Annotated in this window: 20 protein-coding genes and 1 pseudogene; 11 read left to right on the top strand and 10 right to left on the bottom strand. The window is 47.8% G+C overall.

Annotated elements, in window-relative coordinates; genetic code table 11:
- Nucleotides 1–93: 93 nt before the first annotated feature.
- From PDUR_RS08175 to PDUR_RS08135, 9 genes are all read right to left on the bottom strand, one after another.
- On the bottom strand, nt 94–2,067 hold the full coding sequence (locus PDUR_RS08175; RefSeq protein WP_042205839.1) for a glycoside hydrolase family 125 protein: 1,974 nt from the start codon (nt 2,065–2,067) through the stop codon (nt 94–96).
- Between the two features lie 34 nt (nt 2,068–2,101).
- A complete protein-coding gene (locus PDUR_RS08170) occupies nt 2,102–2,911 on the bottom strand; it encodes a carbon-nitrogen hydrolase family protein (protein ID WP_052410126.1) in 810 nt (269 codons plus the stop codon).
- 35 nt (nt 2,912–2,946) lie between these two features.
- Nucleotides 2,947–3,780, bottom strand: coding sequence for a carbohydrate ABC transporter permease (locus PDUR_RS08165; RefSeq protein WP_042205837.1), 834 nt, complete (start codon nt 3,778–3,780; stop codon nt 2,947–2,949).
- Between the two features lie 4 nt (nt 3,781–3,784).
- A complete protein-coding gene (locus PDUR_RS08160; protein WP_169744899.1) occupies nt 3,785–4,720 on the bottom strand; it encodes a carbohydrate ABC transporter permease in 936 nt (311 codons plus the stop codon).
- A 57-nt stretch (nt 4,721–4,777) separates the two neighbouring features.
- Nucleotides 4,778–6,136: an extracellular solute-binding protein gene (locus tag PDUR_RS08155; RefSeq protein WP_042205835.1), complete on the bottom strand. Its 1,359-nt coding sequence runs from the start codon at nt 6,134–6,136 to the stop codon at nt 4,778–4,780.
- A gap of 233 nt (nt 6,137–6,369) precedes the next feature.
- Entirely contained in the window at nt 6,370–7,452 is a 1,083-nt protein-coding gene (locus PDUR_RS08150; protein ID WP_052410125.1) for a LacI family DNA-binding transcriptional regulator, read from the bottom strand.
- A 157-nt stretch (nt 7,453–7,609) separates the two neighbouring features.
- Nucleotides 7,610–8,593, bottom strand: a complete 984-nt coding sequence (locus tag PDUR_RS08145; protein ID WP_052410124.1) for a phosphotransferase — start codon at nt 8,591–8,593, stop codon at nt 7,610–7,612.
- Between the two features lie 19 nt (nt 8,594–8,612).
- The gene (locus PDUR_RS08140; protein WP_042205834.1) at nt 8,613–9,401 is read right to left on the bottom strand and encodes a HipA family kinase; all 789 of its coding nucleotides are present in this window, start codon (nt 9,399–9,401) and stop codon (nt 8,613–8,615) included.
- 14 nt (nt 9,402–9,415) lie between these two features.
- Complete coding sequence (locus PDUR_RS08135; protein ID WP_042205833.1) at nt 9,416–10,879, bottom strand: hypothetical protein; 1,464 nt, start codon at nt 10,877–10,879, stop codon at nt 9,416–9,418.
- Nucleotides 10,880–11,055: 176 nt separating this feature from the next.
- Between PDUR_RS08135 and PDUR_RS08130 the strand changes: the two genes are divergently transcribed.
- From PDUR_RS08130 to PDUR_RS08115, 4 genes are read left to right on the top strand one after another with little or no spacing between them, the layout of a single operon-like run.
- Entirely contained in the window at nt 11,056–11,739 is a 684-nt protein-coding gene (locus tag PDUR_RS08130; RefSeq protein WP_042205832.1) for a glycosyltransferase family 2 protein, read from the top strand.
- 14 nt (nt 11,740–11,753) lie between these two features.
- On the top strand, nt 11,754–13,073 hold the full coding sequence (locus tag PDUR_RS08125) for a glycosyltransferase (protein ID WP_042205831.1): 1,320 nt from the start codon (nt 11,754–11,756) through the stop codon (nt 13,071–13,073).
- Nucleotides 13,073–13,582, top strand: a complete 510-nt coding sequence (locus PDUR_RS08120) for a PIG-L deacetylase family protein (RefSeq protein WP_052410123.1) — start codon at nt 13,073–13,075, stop codon at nt 13,580–13,582. Before PDUR_RS08125 ends, PDUR_RS08120 begins: the two co-directional genes overlap by 1 nt.
- 50 nt (nt 13,583–13,632) lie before the next feature.
- Nucleotides 13,633–14,598 carry a glycosyltransferase gene (locus tag PDUR_RS08115; RefSeq protein ID WP_042205830.1) on the top strand — a complete coding sequence of 322 codons (966 nt, stop codon included), beginning with the start codon at nt 13,633–13,635 and terminating at the stop codon, nt 14,596–14,598.
- A gap of 1,613 nt (nt 14,599–16,211) precedes the next feature.
- On the opposite strand, the gene PDUR_RS29735 is transcribed toward PDUR_RS08115, so the two are convergent.
- On the bottom strand, nt 16,212–16,436 hold the full coding sequence (locus PDUR_RS29735; RefSeq protein WP_233277607.1) for a hypothetical protein: 225 nt from the start codon (nt 16,434–16,436) through the stop codon (nt 16,212–16,214).
- On the opposite strand from PDUR_RS29735, the gene PDUR_RS08105 reads away from it, so the two are divergent.
- The 7 genes and pseudogenes from PDUR_RS08105 (at nt 16,332) to PDUR_RS08075 (ending at nt 22,080) form a co-directional block, all read left to right on the top strand.
- Nucleotides 16,332–17,693, top strand: coding sequence for a transposase (locus tag PDUR_RS08105; protein WP_233277503.1), 1,362 nt, complete (start codon nt 16,332–16,334; stop codon nt 17,691–17,693). The two genes, PDUR_RS29735 and PDUR_RS08105, sit on opposite strands and share 105 nt — an antisense overlap.
- A gap of 4 nt (nt 17,694–17,697) precedes the next feature.
- Entirely contained in the window at nt 17,698–18,342 is a 645-nt protein-coding gene (locus PDUR_RS08100; RefSeq protein WP_233277502.1) for an MFS transporter, read from the top strand.
- Between the two features lie 15 nt (nt 18,343–18,357).
- The gene (locus tag PDUR_RS08095) at nt 18,358–18,585 is read left to right on the top strand and encodes an HPr family phosphocarrier protein (protein ID WP_042205826.1); all 228 of its coding nucleotides are present in this window, start codon (nt 18,358–18,360) and stop codon (nt 18,583–18,585) included.
- Nucleotides 18,586–18,646: 61 nt separating this feature from the next.
- Nucleotides 18,647–19,171: pseudogene (locus tag PDUR_RS08090) on the top strand (alpha-amylase family glycosyl hydrolase); the annotation flags it as partial.
- 186 nt (nt 19,172–19,357) lie between these two features.
- Entirely contained in the window at nt 19,358–19,894 is a 537-nt protein-coding gene (locus PDUR_RS08085) for a DUF6431 domain-containing protein (protein WP_052410173.1), read from the top strand.
- 40 nt (nt 19,895–19,934) lie between these two features.
- The gene (locus tag PDUR_RS08080; RefSeq protein WP_042205201.1) at nt 19,935–21,287 is read left to right on the top strand and encodes a DDE-type integrase/transposase/recombinase; all 1,353 of its coding nucleotides are present in this window, start codon (nt 19,935–19,937) and stop codon (nt 21,285–21,287) included.
- Entirely contained in the window at nt 21,280–22,080 is an 801-nt protein-coding gene (locus tag PDUR_RS08075) for an ExeA family protein (RefSeq protein ID WP_042205200.1), read from the top strand. Before PDUR_RS08080 ends, PDUR_RS08075 begins: the two co-directional genes overlap by 8 nt.
- Nucleotides 22,081–22,112: the final 32 nt, after the last annotated feature.

Below are 22,112 nucleotides of genomic sequence, written 5' to 3'. Positions count from 1 at the left end.
CGCTTTATGTTTATATTCGAATTTAAATGATGAGGTTATAATGGCCCGAACTTCCCCGGTTTCTAATTTTAGGGATTCTGAGTCAGCAGATTTTCACTCGCTAAGGGAATGAACGAATACAGAAGATATAAATGCACCCGGCCATGAAAACCAATGCCTTGATTCAACATCTCCAGTATGCTCGTTTACCGCCTCGGGAAAAAGTCCGTCCCACTGGACGGTCCCCGCCAATTTGCGCCGAACCTGTTGCTGACGCCTATCGTCCCCGATCTGCAAGCTGTACAGAAGCTCCTGCCCGTCTCCCAATGGCCAAGGGTGAGGGGTGTGAACAGAACCGAGTCCGCCGTATTCCCCGTCGTAAAAGCCTCCTTTATTCTCCTCCGAAAAAGCAAACTCCATCGTATTTATCCATCTCAGGTCATTCGAATTACAGAACCCCCAGATAGGAGCATAGACCGTCGGAAGATCGTTCGCATCATGATAAAGCTGAAAGCTTCCCTTCAAGTCAGAAAGATAGGCAAACAGTTCCCCGTCACCATGCGGCGTAACAAAGCAATCCAGGATATCGTTTTTGACGAGCCGGGCCATTTCCAGCAATTCGAGATTCGTAAAAGAAAAGGTTTCATTCAGCTTGGCCAGCGATGTGAGCGTATGCCAAACCAATACCTGGCTGGAGAAATGATAAGGGTACGCGACTTCGTCATCCGCCGGAGTTTCACCCGTTTGAAAAAGCCATCGTTCCCTATCCTTGTATTCCATGATCATATCCAGTATTTCGTGAATCTTGGGCATTAGTCTTACAACCGTTTGGTGATCCCCGAACCTGTCGTAATATTCGCAAAGCTGAAGCAGCGGATAGCACTGTTGATCCAGTTGGAATACATCATCCTTGCAAAATCCGTTAGTCAGGTAGGCGCGGCCCCAATAACGGTTCGGACGAACGGCTTGTTCGAACATCCACAATAGATGGCCCTTGACGGTTCGCTGTACCTGATTGTTGAATGCGGGAATGTAGGATGCCTCGTACAGACAGTGTGCGTACTGCTCCGAATCAAGCAGCAGCCTCATCATATAATAGGAATCCCGATTCCACGACAAAGGCAGAAGCTGATGATCGGTAATGATGCACACAGCCTCTTCATCGACCGGGACGGAGCAGCAGGACAGAATGTAGTCGATATTCCTGTGAATGATGGGCTTCTCCGCACCCAAACGGCCGTCCGTTGTCAGCCTTGGCGTCTCTTCCCATGCCCTCTTCATCCAAGCCTGAAGTTCGTCAAAGCTGAAATCTGCCGGATCTCCTGCTTCCTCTGATATCAGGCAAAGCATTGTAAGCTCGCGGCTTTCCCCGCTGTTTAAAAACAATTCTGTATCGTATATATAAGTTGCCGGGCGGTTCGCCAATTTCTCCATCGGCTGCAATTCCAGCGGGTCTTCTCCGTTAAAGAAATACAGGCTCGCCTCAGCCGGAAGATTCCGATTGGTAATTGTCAGGCGGTTGTTAGATGCAGTAAAAGCAAGATCCGCCCTCGGAATGGGGATCGGACCGCCTTCCGTCAATTGCCCGTAGCTGCACCGGTGAAGGCTGAAAGTGCCGCCAACCGCTAAAGGAATGGACTCCGGTTGTTCTCCGCAATTGGTGACCGTAAGCTGCTGGGTCATGCCGCTCATCCCATCATGATGAATAGGGATATACACCGCATGGATTTCAATGTTTGGCTTATGGTACCGGATGAGCGGGAAATGATTCCGGACCCAAAAAAACTCTCTTTTCCACTCCGTGCCCTTCGGTTGTATCCCGAATCCGGCGGCTCCCTCCGAGGCAGGCCGCTGATCTATTAGACGTCTGCGGTAATGACGAACGTATTCACTGTCGTACCATTTATCGTTTGGAAATGGTTCTGTTGGTTCCAGCGTAATGAATCCGTGGCGCGAATGAAAGTGATTGATAGAGCGGATATAACCATCCTCTCCGATGCTGGCAGAAAGCGGGCCGCACCCCACATCCAGAGGCTTGCGGTTTAATGCATCAGGTAAACGCATGAACTCAAAAGAGAAAAAAGACAAAGGAATTCCTCCAGTTTACCGCATTCTATTTGGCCTAATGTGTCAATGATCCATACAGCTCCGGTCTTCTACTGCGGAGGCTCATTTCCTGCTTCCGCTCTCTTGCGATTTCGCAAAGATCAATCGTGGCTGTCGCTACTTCTTCCTCATCGCCGGCTTCGCAAATCACGTCGCCCCGCGGATTGACGATCTTGCTGTTTCCGCAATAGACAATACCTGCTTCCGAGCCTACCCGGTTAACGGCTACCGTGAAGATTTGATTGTCCTGGGCACGGGCTCTCGTTCGCAAATCCAGCAGGTACTCGAAGTCTTTCGGAATGACGGAAGGGATAAAGATAACCTGTGCTCCTTTCAAGGCCAACACCCGGAACATTTCTCCGAATGCATGATCATAGCAGATGGCTATGCCTGCTTTTACCCCCCAAATCTCAAATATAGGAAAATCCGAACCGCTGCGGAAATATTGATGCTCTGTCGGATACAGGTGCGCTTTTCGATACTTCCCGACATACTCGCCCTTTTCATTGATGACAAAAGTTGTATCATAAAGCACGCCGTCCTGGTTCCCGTCCTTTTCCACGATCGTCCCGATAATGGCTGTCCCATAGGTTCCCGCTTTTTTCGCCAAACGTTCGACGGTCGGACCCGGAATCGTTTCCGCCAGTTCATAGAAAGCATCTCCGATCAAACCGAAATTGTAGCCGGTCGTAAAAAGCTCCGGGTAACAAATAACGTCCGCTTTCCCCCTTGTCTGATCCAGTAAAGCTTCCGCTTTGTGCAGATTATATTCCTTGTCCATAATTTTGCTGTCCATCTGTCCAATCGCGATTGTCAGCTCCGTCATATTCATTCCTCCGTCATTTTCACAATTTCACATGATTAGCCTTTAACGCCCCCGGCTGTAAGCCCCTGAACGAAGAAGCGCTGAAGCAGAGCAAAGATCAGTAAAGTCGGTATGGTGCCGAGAGCGGCAGCGGCGAACAGGACGCCGTAATTGGTCCCCATGATCGGATCGCCGACAAACTTGTACAGCATAACGCTGAATGGAAACTTGTCCTCATTAAACAGCATCGTTAACGGCAGGATGAAGTCGATCCAGGTCTGCATAAACGTAAACATGGCAGCAGCCCCGATGCCAGGCAGAGCCAGCGGCAGTGCGACACGATAGAGGGAAGCGATTTTCGAGCTGCCGTCCACCATCGACGATTCGATTAATTCGTTCGGAATGGACTGAAAAAAACCTTTTAAAATCCAAATGTTCAGTGGCAGCGTTCTTGCGGTATAAATGAGAATCAAGCCGGTGTAAGTATTCACCAGATGCATTCGCTGCAAAATATCGAATAAAGGGACAATCGCCGCCATACCGGGAATCAGTTGGGTGGCCAGGATGGCCAGCAAAAGAATGGTTTTCCCTTTAAATTCGTATTTCGCGAGTGCGTAAGCGGCCGGAAAGCTCAATGTGACACTTAGAGCCAGCGTGCCTACGGCTAAAATCAGGCTGTTGATCAATCCATTATCGATACCCGCTTCAAATAACGCTTTTGTATAGTTGCCGAATTCCCATTTATCCGGCCAGATCGTGGGAGGAAACTGGTACAGCTCATCAGTCGGCTTGACGGACATGATGAACATCCAAAGAACAGGAAAGGCAATGGCGACAGCCGCGGCGCTCATCAAAAGATAGATTCCAAGTGATTTCTTTCGGTTCGTCATCTTGTTACGCACCTTCCTTCAGCGTGTTCAAGCCGAACAACCGGATATACACCAGAGTAATCAGGATATTGACAACAAAGATCAAGGTAGAAATGGTTGCACCCAGCCCGAGGTCCATGAATTGGAAGGCGCTGCGCCACATGAACATTCCGATCACATCCGTACTGCCAAGCGGGCCGCCCGCCGTAAGGACAAAAATAATGCCAAAGGAGTTGATGGTGTACAAGGTAATCATGATCATGTTCAAAAGCGACACATAGCGTATGGATGGCAGCGTGATATGAACAAATTTGCCCCAGGATGTACAGCCGTCCACTTCCGCCGCTTCATAAAGTTCCTTGGGAATACCCTGCATCGCCGATTCCAGCATCAGCAGGGAGAAGGTGCTTCCCCACCAGACATTCGCTACAATAACGGCAGGAAGCGCGAAGTCAAAGAGCCAGTTCTGGGGATCGGCGCCAAGCAGAGTGGCGAAATAATTGATAATCCCGAACTCGGTATCCAGCATCTGCAGCCAGATTAGCGATACAACCAATTCGGAAAGCGTGTAGGGAACAATAAACGCCGTCCGAAAAAATCTTTTTCCCTTGACGCCCTGAGCGGAGAGCAGAGCAGCCAGCACAAGCCCCACGAGAAATTGCAGTGCGACCGAACCGGCCACATAGATGACGGAGACCTTCAGGGCATTGATAAATTCTCCGTTTGCAAACAGCTGGGAATAATGATCCAGCCCGACAAATGTTTCCCCCGGATTCAGAAGCTGCTTATCGTATAAACTGAGCCGAAATGCGTTGATGACCGGAAACAAAGCGAACAGTCCCATCACCGCAAGTGCGGGAAGCATCAGCAAGAAGGGGATGGATTTGGCCCATTTCTTGCTCAATCTGGATTTGGATGAACCGGTATTATCCCGGATCGCTGTGATCAGCGATTGTCCCACATGCGCCACCACCTTTTTAAAAAGAATAGGGGATGGAAACATCCCCCTTACTGTAAGTTATTGCTGAGGAAGTCCTGTAACATCGCTGATCGCCTTAGCCGCTTCCGTTACCGCTTGATCGGCAGGCGTTTTGCCGGATACCGCGCTCTCAATCATCTTCTGAATTTGTTCCGATACCTTTGCATATTCAGGAATCACCGGACGGACATTCGCGTCATACAGGAACTTGCCCGTTTCAGCGAGGAACCAGTCCTTGTCTTTGTCCAGACCTTCGGTTACCGAAATCCGCGGAGAATTCTGTGCCGTGTCCACTACGAACTCCTTCATCAGTTCAGGGCCGGTTACAATTTTCAAAATCTCCATGGCGAGTTCTGGCTGCTTGGCCTGTTCATAAATGACATAGTCCATCCCGCCCGCAGATGTGGCAACTTTCCCGCTGCCGCCGGCCGGAATAGGCACGAAACCAAGCTTTTCTTTCATTTCGGCATCGCTCCACCCGGTCGTGTTCTTGATCATCGCGTATTCATAGCTGCCCCCTACGGACAAAGCCACTTTTCCTGTTGCCAGCAATTTCGTGGCCCGATCCCATTCATAGGAAATCACTTCCTTGGTAGATGCCTTTTCATTAACAAGATCAGTCAGGAATTGGACCGCCGCCTTCGACTCCGGACTGTCTAATACCACTTTCCCATCCTTGAAGACATCCGCGCCGCTGGACCAGAAGAACGGCATTAACAGACTTGTCGTCGTTTCTCCGGCTTTCAGACCGCCTGGAAAGGCGATGCCTTGAGAGTTCCCGTATTTGGCCTGAACGTCCTTCTGGGAAAAATGCTTGGCCGCAGACATCAATTCGTCCCAGGTCTTCGGCGGTTGAATGCCTTCTTGGCTGAACCAATCCTTGCGGAACCAGATAAGAGCCATATCCGTTTGGGAACGGATGGCATAAGGCTTCCCTTCATAAGAGTCACCGCCAACGAATACCGGATAGAAGTCTTTCTTAAAATCATTCTCCACCCAGTCGGGATCGATCGAATCGAGCGGTTTAAGGTATCCGGCGTCCGCAAACTCCGCCACCCACACCGAGTCGATCAGGGAGAAGTCGGGAGCTTGTCCGGCTGCAGCTGCGGTTGTAATCTTTTGGCGCAATTGCGGGTAGCCGAGGACAAGCTGATTGAGCTTCACTTGCTTATCAGGATGTTGTTCGTTCCAGATTTTCACCGCCTTTTCCACATAAGGAGCCCAGCGGTCCTGGTTAATGACGATTAATTCAGTCGGTTCAGCGGAAGATGCACCTGCGCTATTTCCACCCTGACTATTCTGGGAAGTGCCGGAACCGGAGCTTTCTCCTCCGCATCCTGCCAAGATCGCCATGACTGCCATTACGAAAACCAGCACCAATACCTTCAATTTTTGCATGGTATTCTCTCCTCCTTAGATTTGCCAGTGTATTTTTCTAAAACGTTTTCCGAAAAAAAGGTAAAGCTATCGGATTTTTCTACTGCATCACACCCCTTGTTTCTCAAATAATCACCTGCTCCATCTGCTCTCTTATATGTGAACGAATAAAAAGCGGAGTGTTCACCTGGAAAGCTCCTTATTCGGTCCACCCATTTCCTAAAACGTTTTAGATAAAATTTGAAACGAAGGCGTTAGCCCTCTCGTTTCGTTCCGCTGCTTTCTCTGATCACAAGTCTCGCTGGAATCGTGGCATGCCGGGTAATTCCGTCTTGGCTGTCGATCAGCTGAAGAAGCATTTTTGCCGCCGTTTCCCCCATTGTAAATCGCTGTTGGTGGACGGTTGTCAATGGAGGCTGATAGTCTTTGGATTCGTCTATATCGTCAAAGCCGATGACTGCAATATCTTCAGGAACCCTGAACCCTAAATCCTTCAGAGCATCAATGATTCCGAAAGCCATCATATCGCTGGATGCGAATACGGCCGTGACCCCGGAAGGTTTTGAGAAGAAACGTTTGATTAACTGATAGGCTTTGTCCCTGGAGAACTCCCCGTATAGGATCAAATCGTTATCTACTTTAAGCCCATGCTTATTCAGTGCCTGCTTGTAACCTTCGATCCGGTCGTATGACGCCTTGGCCACCTGGTCTCCTGCCATCTTCAAAATTCTCGTATGACCCAGCTGAATCAGATGTTCTACCGCCTGGAACGAGGCATTCACATTTTCCGTTTCAACGAAGTTAACATTGGTGTATTGATAGGATACGCTGTCGATATAAACGGTCGGCAGACTCTCATGCAGTTCCCGGATGTTTTCATCCGTACGCTGGTCGCCGGTGAGAATCAGGATGACGCCGTCGACACCTTTTTCATAGCATATGGTCTTATAACTGGACGTAGTTCGCTTCTGATTGGCGAAGATGAGAATATCGTACCCCTCCGCACCGGCCACATCCTTGATCGAACGGATCAGCTCACTGAAGAACGGATTGTCGAACCCCGAGTTCTGCCTGTCCCCGAAAAAGATTCCAATCGTATTCGATTTCTTCGTGATCAGCCCCCTAGCCATTACATTGGGCAAATAATCCATTTCTCTCGCGACATCGAGGATCATCTCCCTTGTCTTGCTCTTTACATCCGAATAGCCGTTCAATGCTTTGGAAACGGTAGATACGGAAACTCCAGCCGCTTTAGCGATATCTCTTATGTTAACTATAATAACGCACCCCACATTATCTAAAACGTTTTCGATAATTTTTATATATTCATAATACATTCATAACAAAGGACTTGCAATGTTTTTTTATTTTAATGTTATTATATTTGACATTGATATTAGTCCGGATATCGTATTTCAATTATACATCTGGAAAACAGCGAAAAAACAGCCTGCCAATGACAAGCTGCACTTTCCTCTCCCTCTACTGCTCAGACTAACGTTTGGTGTGCTGCAGGAAATACACGGTTTTGTCATACTCTCTTTGTAAATAAGCTGTCACATGATCCAAGGACATATTCCTGTATCCGCCTTTATCTACAAAGCGGTAAAAGCTATGAGGAAAAGCCAAGTCCAAAAACATTAGATCCAGTTGGTCATCACGGAGCGGATTTTCCCGGAGATAAGAATTCAGAAGATGATCAAACCAGACAGGGTCCCAACCTTTTCGCCGGTTCATCATACCTTGCAGAAAACGGGCTATATCTTTGGAAGGATAGTCATATCGGATGAATTCAAAGTCGATAACGTAGAGACTTGATCCCACCGTCAGGATATTATCGCTATGAAAGTCGCCGTGACACAAAAAATGCTTGTGAAGAGGAGTATCGATCCAGCTTTTAAAAAAGGCATGCCGCTCAAGCCGTTCAACCAACTCCTGTCCTGCCTGCTGAAAAAAATCGGTATAGGACAGGATCATCTTTTTTTTGGATGCTCTAGAGTTTTGGTACCAGTGAACCCAATCCTTCAAAGAGGATAGTTCCCTTAGATAAGTACTTAGCCACAGCCTTTCCTCAGAACCGTATGGTCCATGTTTCGAAAGGAAGCCTAGCGAAGAGGAATGCATTTTCCCCAGAAGGGCCGCCCTGCGGGTCAAGGCCTCTATTGTCGTCGGAGGAAACGGAACACCCCGCAATTTTTCTTGCAGGACATACCGGTCCCCTTCCCACAGAAAATAACGCGTACCTGCGAGAGTAGGAAGAATCTCGGGGATATGAATTCCCTGCAGCCGCAGAAAGTGTTCGGCTTCCAAGATAAATTGCAGGCGTTTTTCACTAGTAAATATACTTTTCAGAACATAATCACCCTGCAGGGACTTCACAGCCAGGACCAGCGTCCGCCCCGTTTTATGAAGAATTTCAAATTCGCAGAATGCGATCCCATATTGTTCTGAAGCGGCTTGCAGCAACTGGTGAAACATAAAGAATCACCTCGTCAGGCTAATATTGAGGCGCGTTATTCCAGATCGGAAAATAGTCTCTTAATTCCTCCAAAGCACCCCGAACGAGGTTCTTCCTGCACATTAAAAAATCAATCAGCCCAGTCACATCTTCCCGGGAGATATTCCACTGTTTTGGAAGCCCCTGTACCGCTTGAATCACCGTTTTCTCGCTTACCTGTTCGACTAACGAAACATAATGACCGAACGGGTCCGGGCCGTCGATAAAAGGAACAAATCTTTCATATAAAGGACCCCAGAACACATCCATTCTATCACTGTCTTCCATAAATTCTTCTTTATCCCAATACGGTCCGAAAAAAGCATCCGAGTGATCAATCAGTTGAATTTTCCGCTCATCCGGTATATATAAAAGATTGGACTCTGCGGTATGCCGGTCCCAATTATTAATCCAATGATCAAATACAATCATCCCGGCTGCATGATGAAAATTTTTGCATAATGCCAAATTGAATTCTCCCAGCAAGGTCGTCCCTTGTTCGAAATATAAGCTGCCAAGGTGCAGGCCTGCAGGGATATCCATGCTTTTCAAAACAGGGAACATATCCACAATATCCCGTGTTATCTGAATAATGCGATAGGGTGGAATCGGCAATCCAAGCCATTTCCCCAGACGATAAGCAATCAGCTCGTTCGCTAATATACCAGAACCGGAACGATTATTAATGAATTTAACAACATAGGTTTGACCGTCCTCGCATTTGAACAGATGCGGGAGTGTCCATCCATCATCCATTGGTCTAATGTATTGCACAGCCAGGATGCTCATCGGTCCTCAACCTCTTAATCGTAAGGTCCATACCACACCCAGCTGTTGTGGTCGTCCCTAACGTAGTATTGATACTTGCCTTCTTTACATGAAATTGCTGTCAATTGTTTCTCATTGTTCTCTACTAAAATCACTTCGTCATACTGCTCTGTACCGAATACGATCGGGCCAAACCATGGAAGCATGGGATCGTCGTTGTTTCTCCACCAATGACCCAGCCCCCCCTCCTTAAGCGGGGCAACCACCTCGAAATTTCCGTAGCTGCTCTCCAGAAAAGCGGGCATTCCCGTGACACCTTCCGCAAATGGTTCAGATGGCGACCATTCCCCGGTATGCTCATCTCTCCAATAATGCACAAGCCTGTTGCCGGTTCGGCATACCGCTTCAAGATTGCCGAATCTGCTTTCAAGCGCTGTTAATCCTTCAATCTTTTCGCTTCCGAATGCATAGGGGCCAAACAAGATATCTTTAGTTCTGCCTGATTGATTTTCCCTCCAGTAAAGCAGCCCTTTATCCTCTGAGGCGGCAAGCCATTCTATTTTTTTGCCATAATACTTGCTTCTGCGAATAAGATAAGGCATTTCGCCGAGATACTCTTCCATAAATCGTTCTTGATAGTCGGGACTGAGCTGAATTTTCCGTTTCATTGCCTCCCGGATAAAGCTTCTTGCTTCATCCTTAAGCTCCCGAAAGACCGGATGAATGAGAGAGCATTCAAGTTGAAAATTCACAAGACTGACCATCTCATCCAATGGAAAATGCGGCCGATAACGAATAGCTGATGCAACATCCTCCCGGTAAGCATGCAATTTATAGCCAAGCCGTTCAACCATCGTGACAAAGACAATCTCATCTACTCCGAAGGACTTTGTATCACGGAGGTTACTTTTTAACAATTCATACTGGTCATCATGTAATAAGCGAAGGACCAATTTCCTGCTGTATACCTGCCCTACGTTAAAGGACTCCCTATAAGGTTCGTTTCCCAGCAGGGGGATCCATTGGTTGAATTCCTGCCTAAGTTGTACTAAGCAATAAAAATCATCATCCGGTATTTTCGTACCGACACCCATGTATTCCTTGTCTTTCATCTCGTTAAGAATGAACTGCTCAAAGCCTTCTCTGGCAAACAAAACATCAGAATCCAGATTAATAAGTACATCGTAGGAATAATCAATATCCTCGAGCCACTCCATCACTTCAAGCATATATATTGCGGTTACCCCGTAATATAATTTTCTGCTGGTTGGGCATACCGGATATCCCACACCTTTGCATAATTCCGGGTCATCTCCACCGTTGTACAAGACGACAGAACTGTTAGGACAGTAACAGCGGATATTGTCTAATAAATCGATGAGAACTTCACTTCGATTATGCACCAATATGGCAAAACAGATTTTTTTGCGTGGATAGTCCGTGTACTCAGAATACGCTGAATAGTCCGTATATTCAGTGTAATCACTGCTTTCCGTCACGATAAATCACCTTCCTTATGTTGTGCCGCTGTTATTGTATTTCTAACCCCCAATTTTGATTGGGTAGGTACATATTTCCTTATATAATTTAGGAAAATATACAGTTACCCCTTTCAAATGTTTTCTTTAGTTCATATGGTGAACAGACATGATTGTTGGAATGGAGGGGTTGACCTGTGCCGCTTGCACGAATTGACCAGCTTGTAAGCATCGTGATCCCGTGCTTTAACGCGGAATCTTACATTGAGGACTGTCTGGATCATTTATACGAGCAAACCTACCCAAACATAGAATTCATCATTGTAGATGATGCGTCGACGGATAGATCTGCCGATCGTATCCAGTTGTGGCAGGCCCGCCGGCGATTCCCCCGCTTCACACTGCTTCAGCTGCCTCGTAATGTAGGATTCTCCGGTTCTCTGACTACGGGGCTGTTTATGGCAAGCGGAGAATATATCGCCATTCACGATGCGGATGACTACTCCCATCCCGAAAGGATTCGTAAGCAGGTCGAGTTTCTGATGAACCACCCGGAGATCGGCTTGGTCGGCACGAACTATATGGCTTTTGAAGAAAGCGACATTCTCAAACAAACCCCATCTAATTGGCTAAGTTATGGTGAGGATATTCCCAAGAGATATGCGATAGGAGAGCATTGCGTTTCTCATCCGACCATTTTGTTTCGAGGCAGTGTATTCGATCGCTTGGGAGGACTTTCCCGGAACATGAATGGAGCCGAGGATTATGAGTTTATTGCCAAGTGCGTTTATCATGGCATCCGGGTAGAAAATCTGCGGGAGACCCTGTATTATTACCGCTCTCATCCGGCCCAGCGGTCCCGTGAGTTTTATCCAGAATAAGGAGCTGAATCAGATTGAAAAAAAAGGTAGAGGATCGCAGCAAGAAACGCACGGTTAAGAAACGCATATACACCCAAAAGCCGATTGTACAATACGTCGTGAACACCCAACCGCCCAAGCAAGTGGTCTGGCTTAATAAAGATGAATCGAATTACAGCATGGAATCGCGATATTCAGTTAGAGACCTGCGCATTTTAATGGTGCTGGACCAATTTAACATCGGCGGAACCGAAACGCACGTTCTGACATGCGTACGGGAATTGCTTAGAAACGGTATTCACGTCGTTGTAGCCGCGAAACGCGGGGAAATGTGTGATGCATTCGCCGCATTAGGCTGTCCCGTATATGAGATTAACTTCGTTACGAACGAATATATAGTTAATGATGCCGATGAGCAGAAGATTATCTCCCAATTAAAACAAATCATGAATACGGAAGGAATTACAGTCGTTCACATTCATCAAATCCCTTCCGGTTCTTTTGCCGCAAAAGCCGCAGATCAATTGTGCATCCCCCGCTTATGGACGCTCCACATGTTACTCCCATTTACATTCCATGAATTCGAGCTGATCAAAAGCAGCGCGGCGGTTGTCTGCGTTAGCCCATCCATAGTGAAACAACTGCCGGTAAAAGAGATGCCTGTCCAATTGATTCCTAACGGAATTGATACCATACAGTTCAATTACCGCTCCCTTATTCAGAGTGACTTGCGCGAAGAACTGGGAATTCCAAAAGGCGCGCCCGTTATTATGTACACCGGCAGATTGTCTTGGGAAAAAGCGGACATTTGCAGAGACATTATAGAAGCTTGCAGACGGTTAAAGGCTGAACACTACCCTAACCTGAACATCCTCGTGACCGGCGAAGGGCGGCATAGTGAGAGTATTAAATCACTGGTTGATGTGATCCATAAAGAAATGAATGGAAAATTCATTCATTTGCTGGGAAATACTCTCAATATGTCTTCCTATTATTCTATTTGCGATGTCTTTGTTGGCACCGGGAGAGCCGCCCTAGAGGCTCTGGCCTGCTGTCGTCCTGTGGTCGCTGTTGGTGTGAAGGGCTTTGTCGGACTGGTGCATCCAGGTAATTACCGGGCAGCATGGGAGACATGGTTCGGTGACCATCATGCCGATGAAGGCTGGACAGTAGAGAAGTTAAAAGCAGATATTAAGCGAGCGCTGGATATGCCGGTTCAAGAAAAGATGGAAACAGGCTGGGTAAACCGAAATCTGGTAAAGGAACAATTCAACTTCACCCGTACTACAGATATGCTGATAAACGTATATACCAACATTCTAAAAGACCGTTATGCCCCCTACGAGGTGGAGTGATGTCAGCCTATTCGGAAGCAGATAAGCTAATGATCGTCGCTCATCCTGACGATGAAAGCATATTTGGAGGCGGAGCCTTAATCCAGGAGTCAGGCTGGAAAGTCATTTGCTTAACCAACGAAAGCAACGAGACTCGTTCCAGGGAATTCCAGGAAGCAATGAATTTCGTTGGCGCCGAGTTCGAAATATGGGATTTCCCGGACGAATACAATGGAGAGTTTGATGAAGAAGAAGTGGGAGACGCTTTAAGAGACGTATTAGATTCCGGAGATTTCCATAAAGTTGTCACTCATAATCTGGAAGGGGAATACGGGCATAGCCAGCACCGGTCGTTGTCCCGTATTTTGCACAGCATGGATTTAGATAATCTGTATGTATTTGAAAGAGCGGATGATCCGCTTCCATATCATATATTGCAGATGAAACTCCAATTATTGCAGCACTATAAAAGCCAAATGTATGTAATTGAACAACTGATGCCATTCATCGTGAATGAGCGGTTAATTTAGATTGACCCATGGGAATCTTAAGCTTCCATGATTTTAAGCAGAGGTGATTTATGGTGATCATTGTTCAGATCGCTCCGAACATCATTCCTCTTCCCGGCAGCGGAGGTCTCGAAAGGGTCGTTTACAATTTATCGGATGCGCTTGTCGATATGGGACATGAAGTCTATGTGTATGCTCTCGCAGCGAGCCGAAGCCGTGCTGTCGTCATTCCGTACGGACACCGGTATGAAACGGACAGCATCAAGGATTTCGTTCTTGATACGATTCCGGACAATACCGATATCATACACGACCATACCCATGATCTCCTGTTTGGACAGGAAGACCTAAACATTCCAACGGTCTCCACGATTCACACGGAATGGTCGCTTCATCTCCCGGTAAAGCATCCTGTATATGTGAGCCGTACGAAGCTTAAACAGTCTCCTAACCGGTATAAAGGATTTTATGTACACAATGGAATTGACCTAAACGAGTATAAATTTAGTGAGCGCAAAGACGATTATGTGCTGTTTCTAGGACGGATTGATTGGGAAAAAGGCGTGCATACTGCGATCGATGTGGCCGAAATGACAGGTGTAAGAACGATCATAGCAGGTCCCGCCTGGGACGGAGACCTGTTTAATCAGATCCTTCCACGAATTAATAACAGTCCTAACATCGAATATGTCAATGAAGTCCATGGAAAGGAAAAGCAAGAATTACTGCGGCATGCCAAATGGCTTATGTTCCCGACCGCTTGCGAAGAGCAATTTGGACTGGTGATGATTGAAGCGATGGCCTGCGGAACGCCTGTTGCCGCATTCCCAAGAGGGGCTGTCCCGGAAGTATTATCAGGATTTCCCCAATTCTTGTGTGAAAGCGCGGAGGATATGGCGAAGATGATTATGGGTGATGCATCCGTCCATCCCCAGCAGCTTCGTCAGTATGTCGCTAGCCGATTTACAAAAGAAAAGATGGCTGAGCGTTACTTGAAAATCTACGAGAAGGTTATTGGACACAGTCATAATCTGTAAAATAGACAACTAAAACAACGCGGCCGTTTCCCGGACTTGGCCGGGGAACGGGTGTTTTTGTAAAGTATAGCCACCAACTGGAAATCGTTCCGATGACCGTATATCCTTATCCGGCTTCGCGAATTCGTTATACTATGGACTTAAGAGCATCTTTTCACCGAGATTACGGAAAGCGAAGCTTTTAAGAACGCTACGGTGTAATATCTCCCCTGAGCACTTCCATGAATCGATCCAGTGCTTATTTCCACACGCTGTAACCACAATCGCTAAAAGAGTGAATAATAGTACTAAAACACTTTTCCTTATTTAAGATTCCTCACTACCTTTTTTTGAATACGATTAAAAGTGCATTGAATGAAAGGACTGTATGGCAGGCGTTCATCATTTGTAGTGGTACTCCGCAGGCAGATTGGTCTCTCCGTTCACGATTTGAATACGAACCCCTATATTTTTTCAATTCTTATTATGTACTTACTATTTTGTAAATATAATATTTTATATCTCTCATAGCTCCTAATATGCTTGTTATATAAATATGTCTTAATATCAAACTTAATTTTATTCACTTCAAAAAATTGGGAACGGATTTTAGTGCCTTCGATACTGATATTTCTTGGTTTTCCCTCAACCATGCGGTAATTACCACTAATCAAATTAGGGATATCAAGATACATATTAAGCAGGTAGGATTTGTTAAACAAAACAAAACATAAATACAAGATAATAACCGCAGGTTTAATGAAAACTGAAGATTTACCATAATATTGCTTAAACTTATTAATGATAGATAGTACCAAAGAATAAAGGATAATAACGGGTAATATTGTAAAGAATAGAAGCTCACAAATAAAGTAAATTTTAGTATTAACCGCAATGATGGAGTACACTAGAAACAATATATCTGTCAATAGAATGATTATGAGCGACAAGAAAATACTTCTGTCACTTTTATTTACTCGAAATTCATCCATAATAATCTCCTTCATATTAAAAACTATTTAAATCGAAAATTTGGTTATTAATTTTCTAAGTATAAAAATCTAAGTAGAGCCTGAGGGCATGATAGATGATGTTAATATCATACCCTCTACTTCATCAAGATTTTGAGAAAATACTATTTTCTAATGATACCAGTACTTATTATTCTTAATCCTCATACAACTATAATTGTGACGTTGACTATAAATAAGCCTTTAAAGAGTTTATCAAGTATCAAGTTTTTTAGTGGTTGGATTGTACGATCCTATTTACTGTGATTGTAAATACACAATTTCTCGTAATCATTTTTGATGGTTAAATAATGCCCTAAAGGGGGATGGCCGGTTTCTACATTCCTTAATAATGTAGGCTTTCTAAATCTTAAGCTGTTTTGCAACTTGAAAAAAGCAGTATCTTGATTCATCTTCACATATGATACATTTATCCATATTGGAACTAAAGGTACTAGCCCGCAGTACAAATTTATAGTGTTTTCTAAAGGAAGCTTTTTCCCTCCAATATTTTCTTCACTAAATAACTGGACAGTGAAAAGTTCTCTATAGAAAAATAACCCAATCGGGCGATTGTATGGTATCCTAAGGTTCTCACACGAAAGGATAGAATCGCTGAAAGGGTTATAGACAGTAGTCTACCCCATTTCCGAGCGATTGACCAGACCTATGCTCCCATTCATCGATAAAATTTTGCTTCAATTTCGTTCCTGCTTTTCCAGACGAGCCGCCTTTCACTGGTTTGTGATAACCGTCATCGGCCTTATGCTGCGTTCCGATCAGTTGGGCGTAACTTCCATCCTCCGGGATCTTTCGTTGCATCCGCGTTGCTACGAGACCTTGATCCATTTTTTTCGTTCCTCTGCTTGGTCACTGGAATCCCTTCGGCAGACCTGGCTTCAAGTTGTCCGCAAGACAGCTCCCTTGATGGTTGTTCATGAGCGTGTCGTACTCGTCGGAGATGGGATGAAGCAGGCCAAGGAAGGTCGGCGAATGCCTGGTGTGAAGAAATTACATCAGGAATCGGAAAATTCATCCAAAGGCGAATACATCTTCGGCCATCTGTTTGGCGCCATCGGCGTGTTGGCAGGGACGCCAACCAAGTGGTTTTATTTGCCGCTGCTTATGAATCTGCAAGACGGGGTGAAGGCGATTCGGAACTGGAACGCATCCGCCGAACAAGAACCAGCCTCCCATGTCGTGCAAATGATCGATCAGGGCTTTGCCGCTGCAAAGACGTTCGGCAGCGCCTTGCTACTTCTGGACCGCTACTTCCTGTCCATTCCTGCTTTGGAGCAATGGAAGCGGAGCCAGACTTCAAATAAGGCTTGTCTGGATCTCGTCACAAAGGCCAAAACCAACGCCATTGCCTATGAGCCGCCCGCAGCTAAGAAACCGGGCCGGGGCCGCCCGCCAAAGAAGGGCAAGAAGGGCAAGCTGAAAGAGTTGTTTCAAACGCGAGCCGCGGAGTTTCAGACGGCCACCCTGTTACTATATGGCAAAGAAGAATCCGTTTCGTTTTTGTGCCTAGATCTGTTGTGGGGACAAGGCTTGTACCAGCCCTTGCGCTTTGTGCTGGTGCTGCATCGGGGGCAGCCCTCTATTTTGGTGAGCACAGATTTGACGCTTGAAGCAACGGAGATCATCACCCTTTACGGCTATCGGTTCAAAATCGAATGCACCTTCCGGGAAATGAAGCAAGTGATCGGCGCCTTTGGCTATCGCTTCTGGAGCAAATCGATGCCTAAGCTCAAGCGGTATCTGCGTAAGAATGAGGGGCATCCGTTGGAACAGGTGACAGACGAAGCCGACCAGAAACGGATTCGGCTCACGCTAGAAGCCATTGAGAGATTTGTGATGTGCAGTTGCATCGCGACAGGCTCGGTCCAGATGATCGCGTTGCGGTTTTCTACGCGTACGCCGGGCTTGTTTTGGCGCTACCTCCGAACGCCTTCAAAAGCGATCGTCTCCGAGGCCACCGTTATGGTCTATCTGCGTAAATCGATTTTTCGCCTGTTAGCCCAAAGCCCGCACCTAACCCTAACCCAAATTATTCGTTTCAAGCAGGAAAAACGCCATATGGACGCGGATTTGCTGGCTTCTTAAGCATTTGAACTTTTCACTGTCCAGTAACTTTATAAGCCAAGGAATTGGCGGCGGCATTTTCATTTACTATGCACAATATGTGCTACATGATCCCAATCTAGTTGGAACTCTCATGCTAGTCGGAATGGTTCCAACGCTCGTCGGCTTCGCGTTGCTCCCCCCTATTATCAAGCGGATCGGCAAACGGAATGTAGCGATGATTGGCTGTGCCTTGCTGATCTTGGGGTCACTTGCTATCGTACCCGATCCAGGCAATCTGATTACGGTTTGCGTCGGGAATGTTATCCGAGCATTCGGAGGAGCGGCAACCTTGGGCACCTTTTTCGCCATGCTTGCAGATACAATTGAGTACGGTGAATGGAAAACGGGTATGCGCACGGAAGGGCTCGTATACAGCGCTGGCAGTTTTGGAACGAAAGCGGGCACAGGTTTAGGCGCGGCCGCTGTTGATTGGGGGCTGTCTCTAGGCGGGTATGTCGGAGGACAGACTACAATAAGCGCTTCGGATCTTACGTCAATTCACGTCATGTTTATTTATATGCCCATCATCTTGTCCGCCATCCAGATTGTTATCCTGGCATTCTATAAGCTGGATAAATTGTACCCGAGAATTATCAAGGATTTGCAAGCTGTAAAATCTGAAAATTAAAGGAGTCAAGCCGAAATGAAGACAAAGGAAATCATCGTTCATCACGGCGGGTTTAATGTAGTGTTTGCCAAAAAACTGACCTCGGCAGCTGAACAATTTGCTTCCCAAATTCGCATTGTTTGGGAGGCTAAGAATATCGTTTCGGATGCAAAGAGCATCTTGGGGGTCATGGCGCTGGATGTGGCGAAGGGAACGGCGATCACCCTTACAGCGGAAGGACCTGATGAAGAACAGGCCGTTTAAGTATTAGCGAGCTTGTTTGCCGATGAACATTACTAAACAAGAAAGAAAGGACAGATTAACAATGGAAACAACGAAAAGATGGTGGGAAAATGCGGTGTTTTATCAAATCTATCCACGTAGCTTTCAGGATAGCAATGGGGATGGGATTGGTGATTTAAAAGGGATTACTTCTCGTCTGGACTACTTGAAAGAACTGGGTATTGATATTATTTGGCTTTCGCCGGTCTACCAATCTCCAAATGATGATAACGGTTATGATATTTCCAATTACCGCGATATCATGAAAGAATTTGGTACGATGGCTGATTTCGATCAAATGCTGACGGAGGCTCATACTCGTAACATCCGGATCATGATGGATCTTGTAGTCAACCACTCCTCAGACGAGCACCCATGGTTTATCGAATCTCGCTCCTCCATTGATAATCCTTATCGGGATTATTACATATGGAAAAAAGGCATTGACGGCAGACCTCCGAATAACTGGGGATCTCTCTTCGGAGGTTCCGCATGGGAATGGGATGAACAAACTGGGGAATACTACCTCCACCTTTTTAGTAAAAAACAGCCGGATCTTAATTGGGAGATGTTTCTGCTAAAGCATAACGCCGCGAAGCTGGCGGGATTGCCTGTCCGGAAGTTGCCAGATATAATGACCGTATTCTAGCAAAGGAAAAAGGATACTTCCATCGCGTGTATGCCTGCTAGCACAGGCCGCACCGGAAATATCCTTCATCATTAGACATGGTCATTGTAACAGAGTATGCGCTGGTTGAAAAGATCCCTGGTGTTTTTCGTCAGGGGTGCGGAGGAGGTGCCCTGCCCGTGCTGCACAGAGAACCTGGAGATTATCGGTAGCCGGGAGCGGAAGGTCCGGGGTGGGGGTGGTGAGCTGCGCCAACTGGTGATTCGCAGACTCCGGTGTGCGGGATGCCGCAGGATTCACCATGAGCTCCCGGATCTACTCATTCCCTATAAACGGTACGATTCCCGTTGTATCGAACAGGCGGTCACGGAGCCGGAGGCGTCCGTGACCGCCTGCGCGGAAACCTCTACGTTACGGCGTTGGAAGGTCTGGTTTCGCGTGCTCTCTATCTACTTCATCCTCGTTCTGCAGGCGCTGGAGGCTCGGATGTCCGGCCTCGCTCCCGGGTCCCCCGAAGCTTCGGATCACCTGCGTATGACCTCCGCCCCCGCCTTTCGTCAGCAAGGACCCGGCTGGCTGGCCAGACTTGTCCGCCCCGTCGCAAACGCTCATTTGTGGGTACATACCCGTTTTGCCTATCTGTCCGCCCCGGCTCTACGGTAGACTCTCCTTGAGTTCATTTCAGGAAGGAGTTTACCGACCCATGAAAGACCAAAAGAAAGCCGAAGCCCTCGCCGCAGAGCGGATGCAGCTTCTCGCTCCCCTGCTTGCCGAAGGGCTGGACCCGGCCAAAGCCCGGGAGATGAAAGCGCAGATTTGTAAGCAAACCGGACTCTCCGAACGTACCTTGCGCCGGTATTTGGCGAGTTACCGGAGCGAAGGATTTACCGGCCTGAAGCCCAAAGGCAAAGGGCGGCAGCCCTCCGAAGAGATTCTTCCTACCGCCGTGCTCGAGCAAGCGATTCTCTTGCGCCGGGAGGTCCCCGGCCGCAGCGTCGCACAGCTCATTCAGATTTTAGAATGGGAAGGGCGGATTTCGCCGGGCCAAATTAAGCGTAGTACCCTGCAGGAGAGACTGACTGCCTGTGGCTACAGCTCGCGCCATCTGCGGATGTACGCCGAATCCGGGGTTGCCGCCAGACGCTTCCAGCAGCGCCACCGGAACCAGCTGTGGCAGTCAGACCTCAAATACGGACCGTATTTGCCCCTTGGCGAAAGCGGGACGATGAAACAGGTGTATCTGGTCGTGTTCATTGACGACGCTACAAGGTTTATTCTGCATGGGGAGTTTGTGCCGGTCATGGACCAGCGGCTGGTCGAATCGGCGTTTCGCCAAGCGATCCAGAAGTATGGGGTACCAGAAGCGGTCTATTTTGACAACGGCAAGCAGTACCGTACCCAAGCCATGACCCGGATATGTTCCAAGCTCGGAACCCGGCTGCTCTATGCGAAGCCCTACTCGCCTGAATCCAAAGGCAAGGTCGAACGGTTTAACCAAATCGTCGATTCGTTTCTGAGCGAAGTCGCCTTGGAGAAGCCGAAGACACTCGAGCAGTTGAATGAGCGCTTCGAGGTATGGCTCTCGGAGTGCTACCAGCACAAGCCCCACTCCGCCCTGCCGGACAAGCAAAGCCCGGAAACGGCGTTTCGGAGTGACAAGAAAGCACTGCGGTTCATGGACCCGGATACCTTGGCGGACGCGTTCTTGCATAGTGAAAAGCGGAAGGTCGACAAGTCGGGCTGCATTAGCTTCATGAACCGAAAGTACGAAGTGGGCCTGACGGTCATTGGCTGTACGGTCGAGGTGGTTTATGACCCGGCAGACCCCACGGAACTGACGATTGAGTATGAGGGACGAGCGCCGTGGCGGGTGCGCGAGATGGAAATCGGTCAGCGGGCGGGAACCCGTCCGGCGTTGCCGGAGCACCTGGGCGCATCTATGACCGACACGTCGAGACTGCTGGAGGCGGCAGAGCAGCGACACCAGCAGCGCAAACAGCGGGAAGCACCTGCGGTGACGTACCGCAGAGTGCAGGCGGAGGATGGCCATGTTTGAGTCCTTCTACGAGTTGCACCGTGCTCCGTTCTCCAGAGATCTTGCGGTAGACGAGTTATATGCGTCTGCGTCGCAGGAAGAAATGCTCGGGCGTCTGGCCTATGTCGCGGAACGCCAGTGGTTTGCCGTGCTCACAGGGGACTGCGGGACCGGGAAAACGACTACGATCCGGCGGTTAGCCAAGGAACTGGACGAGGCGCGCTTTAAGCTACTCTACCTGTCCGATTCGAAACTGACCCCGCGCCACTTCTACAAAGGGCTGCTGGAGCAGCTCGGCTGTGAGTCGAAATTTTACCGGGGGGATGCAAAACGGCAGTTACACCGGGAGATTGAACTCATGCGTGGGATTCACCGGCTACAGCCCGTGGTCGTGGTCGATGAAGCCCATCTGCTGGACCGGGAGATGCTGGAGGAACTGCGATTTCTACTAAATCTGAAAATGGATTCACAGAGTCCGATGGCCCTGATTCTGGTGGGGCAAAGCGAACTGTGGGACCGGCTGGGGCTGCAAGCCTATGCGGCGATCCGCCAGCGAATTGATATGCAGTGTTATCTTCCGCATATGGACCGGGCGGAAGTGGGGGCCTATATGAAGAGGCATCTGAGTGCAGCAGGTGCCGAGCATGAACTGTTTACGGAGGCGGCGATGGATGAAATCTACCGTTTTTCCAGCGGAGCCGCCCGGCTGGTGAACAAGCTCTGTACCCACGCGTTGATCTACGGCGCACAGAACAAGCACCGGATTGTGGACGACCATATGGTAAAGCGCGTGATCCAGGGAGAATTGTCATGATTCTCCCTGCTTTTCTATCCTACTGCGGACAG

Origin of the sequence: Paenibacillus durus (assembly GCF_000756615.1) — a bacterium.
GTDB classification, from domain to species: Bacteria; Bacillota; Bacilli; order Paenibacillales; family Paenibacillaceae; genus Paenibacillus_AQ; species Paenibacillus_AQ durus.
Note: the sequence above shows the minus strand (reverse complement) of the source record. Positions and strands in the feature narration are given on the sequence as shown.

What these genes read in the sequence shown, in the direction of transcription:
- PDUR_RS08170 (WP_052410126.1), bottom strand. Translation starts at nt 2,911, where the DNA reads ATGACGGAGCTGACAATCGCGATTGGACAGATGGACAGCAAAATTATG.
- PDUR_RS08115 (WP_042205830.1), top strand. Translation starts at nt 13,633, where the DNA reads ATGGTGATCATTGTTCAGATCGCTCCGAACATCATTCCTCTTCCCGGC.
- PDUR_RS08080 (WP_042205201.1), top strand. Translation starts at nt 19,935, where the DNA reads ATGAAAGACCAAAAGAAAGCCGAAGCCCTCGCCGCAGAGCGGATGCAG.
- PDUR_RS08120 (WP_052410123.1), top strand. Translation starts at nt 13,073, where the DNA reads ATGTCAGCCTATTCGGAAGCAGATAAGCTAATGATCGTCGCTCATCCT.
- PDUR_RS08075 (WP_042205200.1), top strand. Translation starts at nt 21,280, where the DNA reads ATGTTTGAGTCCTTCTACGAGTTGCACCGTGCTCCGTTCTCCAGAGAT.
- PDUR_RS08140 (WP_042205834.1), bottom strand. Translation starts at nt 9,401, where the DNA reads ATGAGCATCCTGGCTGTGCAATACATTAGACCAATGGATGATGGATGG.
- PDUR_RS29735 (WP_233277607.1), bottom strand. Translation starts at nt 16,436, where the DNA reads ATGGATCAAGGTCTCGTAGCAACGCGGATGCAACGAAAGATCCCGGAG.
- PDUR_RS08150 (WP_052410125.1), bottom strand. Translation starts at nt 7,452, where the DNA reads ATGTATTATGAATATATAAAAATTATCGAAAACGTTTTAGATAATGTG.
- PDUR_RS08095 (WP_042205826.1), top strand. Translation starts at nt 18,358, where the DNA reads ATGAAGACAAAGGAAATCATCGTTCATCACGGCGGGTTTAATGTAGTG.
- PDUR_RS08155 (WP_042205835.1), bottom strand. Translation starts at nt 6,136, where the DNA reads ATGCAAAAATTGAAGGTATTGGTGCTGGTTTTCGTAATGGCAGTCATG.
- PDUR_RS08145 (WP_052410124.1), bottom strand. Translation starts at nt 8,593, where the DNA reads ATGTTTCACCAGTTGCTGCAAGCCGCTTCAGAACAATATGGGATCGCA.
- PDUR_RS08165 (WP_042205837.1), bottom strand. Translation starts at nt 3,780, where the DNA reads ATGACGAACCGAAAGAAATCACTTGGAATCTATCTTTTGATGAGCGCC.